Here is a 3,919-nt window from a genome sequence, read left to right as displayed (position 1 = left end):
AGTTGCACTCGCGTCATACAACACGATCTACCGGACCAGGGCCTACCACCAGGGCAGAACCCGCAAATTGATCACAACCAGATACGCGCCCTAGGACGCCCCTACCCCATTTCCCCAGATGGGAGCGTTCCGTGCCCCGCCTTGGACAGGCCTGGGACGGCCCTCCGGCCTGCAGCGTGATTGACCCGTCTCATCGGAGTTTGACTGGCGGGGTGTTGTCTCAGCGAAGTTTGATCGTCCGGGATGGGGGTGGAGGTGATGGAGTGTTCGCCGGCGGATTTGGTGGTCGTTCCGATCGTCATTAATGTCACATTGACGATAATTGGCTTCAGGGGCTAACGTCCAAACATGACAGTGAAAGTGCTCCTGACGCGCGGCAGCGTGTGCATGGGGGACGACTGCCATGCACCGCACCAGCGGGACGTCACCTTCGACGCCACCACCACCCTGGGCGAGTTCGTGGCCCAGGTAGCGGGCTATCCCCTCCGCATGCGCGGTGCCCGCTGGGTGATGTTCCTCGGCTGGAACCGGGCCGAGGGTGCCCCGATCGCGGAGATCTCGCCGGAGTGGGAGAGCCCGCGCTTCATGGCCGGGACGGATCCTCTGACTCCCTTGGTGTCCTTGGCCCCTGCCGACAGCGATCTGAGCTTCTTCTTCCAGTACCAGCCAGGCAGCGTCCCTCTCACGGGGCCGCCCGACCCCCCGCGCGGCCTGGATCCGCTCGCAGGCCGGCTTGCTCTGTGGCTTGCCGAACGCGGGTAAGGCGTTTCCACCTGCCCTGGTGGCATCACGGACCAGGCCGAACAGTCGGTCAAACTCCATTGAGACTCGTCAAACTAACTTGAGACGGGTCAGCGATCCACGTAGGCACCACCGCAGGTACGTGCGCAGGCACCGCCGTAGGTACCCCGGCGCCCGTCGGGCGGGTCCGGAATCCGCGCAGGTCACAGGCCGTTTCGGAGCGCCGGGAAAATCAGACAACCCTCTGCTGTCTGCTCCTTCTCCTGCTCCTGGGTCTGGCGTGGTGGGTGGTGGTCGTGCGGTTGGACGGCCGGGGGTCCGGTCCTGCAGGGCTGTTGGACAGTGGGCTCCCGGCGGTGCCGCTCGCCCTGCCAGGACGGCCAGCGGCCCGCCTCGGTCGCGCCCACCCGCACCCGCGGGCGGCCGCCCAGGTGATGGTGGACCCGCGCACCCTCGGTTGTCCTGCCGTGCCGTGGCCGCCGGGGCCAGCCACGACACGGCTCAGCACACCCGCGCTCTTCGGCCCGGTGCCCGCCCGCGGCGGCGGGAAGTCACCGGCGCGTACCTGCCCGCCGCCCCGGCCGGGAACCGATACGCCGTAGTCCCCGGTACAGGCGGACCGCTCCCGCCAAGCTCGCGACGCTCCCCGTGCCGATCCCCGCCCGGATGGCCCACTCGCTCGCGCCAGCGCCACTGTGGCAGAGCAAGCCGATCAGCGCGGCCGCCTGCGCCACGAGCCCGACGGACAGCACAAGCACGTCGATGACCAGGGAACGGGCCAGCCGCAGCACCCGCTCCAGGCCCGCCTTCGTGCCGGCGTCCGCCCCCACCCACTGCTTGAGCATCGACGAGTGCCGCGCAGCCGCACGCGCCCGGCCGGTGTTGTCCATGGAAACCCTCCACGCCCTCAAGTCCGAGACCGGGAAACCCCCGGCGCGATGGAGAGGGACCGGATTTCATGGTTTGTTGACACCGTGACACCGAAGGACGCCACCGATCCGTGGCCGTGGCTCTCGCCGACCCAGGCGGACTGGAGGGCAAGAGGCAACCACCCCATCCGCACCTTCCTGCAGTACCGCCTGCTCACAACCCCCCGACGGCCCGCCGAGGCACGAGTCCTGGAAGCCCTGCACCACGTCGACGTGATGGCTGACGCCACCCGCCTGGCCTGGTACCACTGGGCCGCTCGGCAGCGCTCGTCCGGCACCACATGGCAAAAGATCGCGCGCCAGCTCAGCCACAACGACTCCCCTCCCTGGACCCCGCAAGACGCGCACCAGGCGTTCAGACGGCCGCCGAAGCGAATCCGCGCCGAAGCCCAGGCCCTGCTGGACGGGCCGCACCGCTACGCCTTTCTCGACCTTCTCGTCGAACTGTTCGACGACGTCGGTATGCCAGGGACGATCCGCCTCCTGACCTGGGAAAAAGAAGCCTTGATCATCGAGGCCCGAGCGCGCGGATGCGGCTGGCAGGCGATCGCCGCGTCCCTTGCGTGCAGCCGCCAGTACGCGCACCACACCTACCGGAACTACACGGTGGAGAACCGCTTGCTGTACGCCGACGGCGACCCGGAACTGATCCTCCCGCCGACCTTCGATGACGACGAAGACGAGGAGGACGACGAAGAGTGGGAGGAGGAACACGAAGCAGAGCGCCGTGCACACATGGCGGCAGCAGTCCTCAACCGCACCCCCGCGAAGCACCCCCGAAGTGCTCCGCACCACTGACCGACAGCCAGAGCCCTGCGGCGGACCGCGGCACCGCAACGCCCGGCTGACCGGCCGACCCGGTGGGCAGCAGCCCGCTGCGCCCCGCGTCCTCCCGGCCACTCCAGGAGCCCTGCAGAGGGCCCTCCCGGCCCCGCCCCGGCCAGGCAGAGCCGCTTCCGACGGCGCTTCCGATGACGGCTCCGACAGCACTTCCGACGGCACTTCCGATGCCGCTCCCCCTCTCCGGCCGCCGTCGCCGCATCCGCCCAGGCCACGAGCCCCGCCGGGCCGCCCGGAAACTCCGACATCCCTCTGGGCGGCCCGCTGTTGGTGGGTGGCGGTGGAGCTGGTCGGGATCGGCGGCGCTGCGCGGGCTGTTCTTCGGCGCCTGCGGCTGGCCGACGGCGACGGCCAGGCCGTCGAGCACGCGGGTTCGGCGGCGCGGCCGGCCTTTTCCGCGCCGGACCGGACCGGAGTCTTGTGGGGTGCCTTGTGGTGGAGCTTGTGGGGTGCCTGCCCGGGCACCTCTCCGGGTGTCCCCCGGGCACACCGCCGCCCAGCCCGACCCGGCGTCACCGCAGATCAGAGCACCTGCGCGGCGGCCGGGAAATCCCGACAACCCCTCTTCTTCCTCGTCTTGGTCGGCTGTTCGGTGCGGGGTTCGCGCCTGCGGCGTGCTGTTGGTTTCTGGTGGCGCCCCCGGCACGGGTGGCGGTATCGCGGCCGGGCCGCGGTTGGTTGCTTCTGAGGTTGCCTCTGGCGTTGCTTTTGAGGTTGCCCGAGAGGTTGCGTCAGCTCCGCCATTCGATCCGGCGTTTGCCCAGCTCAGGGCCGCTTTGTCCATAGGCCGCCCACGTCGACGACTTCTCCCTGACCCCCTTCCCGGGCCGGGCGAAGTTTCCCCGACGGCGAAGGCGCAGCAGGCGGACCGGGAGTCGGCCACCTGCTGCGCACCGGCCCGGAGTCGGTTCTGCGCGGCCCCGGCCGGGCCGGACCGCCGGACGGCCACAAAGGCCGCCCCGCCGCTGCGCAGCGGCCCGTCCGCCGGGAGGCCCCGGCCGGGGCCCGGCAGGGCCGCAGCGGGCCGCCTGATGCCCCGCCCGGTGCCCCACCCGCTCGCCCGCCTGCTGTCCCGCCTGATGCCACCGCCCCACCCCGGCACCGGCCACCCTGTTCGCCCAGGTCGCAGGGTTGATGGCGGGCCCGGGGAAATCCGACGTCCCTGTCTGCGCCCTCGGTGGTGGTGGGTGGTGGTTGTGCTGGACGGGACCGGCGGCGCTGCGTTGGGCTCCTCGGCGGCCCGCGGCCGGGCCGGACCACGACGTCGGCCAGGCCGCCGAGTACGCCGCGCCGGTCTCGTTTGGCTGCTCGCTTAGCTTGGCGTTTATCCACGCATGTCACTCGACCTGCTGATCTGCGGTTCTTCCCGGGACAGCAGAGGCGGCCGTTCTCCACGCTTCGAGGTGTCG

General features: G+C 70.5%; 3 protein-coding genes. 2 read left to right on the top strand and 1 reads right to left on the bottom strand.

All coding sequences use genetic code 11. The features are described 5' to 3' along the window. Positions 1 to 348 precede the first annotated feature (348 nt). Entirely contained in the window at positions 349 to 762 is a 414-nt protein-coding gene (locus tag ACFY00_RS38040; RefSeq protein ID WP_388038842.1) for a hypothetical protein, read from the top strand. Positions 763 to 1,292: 530 nt separating this feature from the next. On the opposite strand, the gene ACFY00_RS38035 is transcribed toward ACFY00_RS38040, so the two are convergent. Further along, a complete protein-coding gene (locus ACFY00_RS38035) occupies positions 1,293 to 1,631 on the bottom strand; it encodes a hypothetical protein (protein WP_388038839.1) in 339 nt (112 codons plus the stop codon). A gap of 84 nt (positions 1,632 to 1,715) precedes the next feature. On the opposite strand from ACFY00_RS38035, the gene ACFY00_RS38030 reads away from it, so the two are divergent. After that, positions 1,716 to 2,468: a hypothetical protein gene (locus ACFY00_RS38030; protein ID WP_388038836.1), complete on the top strand. Its 753-nt coding sequence runs from the start codon at positions 1,716 to 1,718 to the stop codon at positions 2,466 to 2,468. The last annotated feature ends 1,451 nt before the right edge of the window (positions 2,469 to 3,919 follow it).

It is taken from the genome of Kitasatospora sp. NPDC001540 (genome assembly GCF_042894345.1).
Lineage (GTDB): Bacteria > Actinomycetota > Actinomycetes > Streptomycetales > Streptomycetaceae > Kitasatospora > Kitasatospora phosalacinea_C.
The sequence above is the reverse complement of the archived record's forward strand: the minus strand, read 5'-3'. Positions and strand labels throughout refer to the sequence as shown.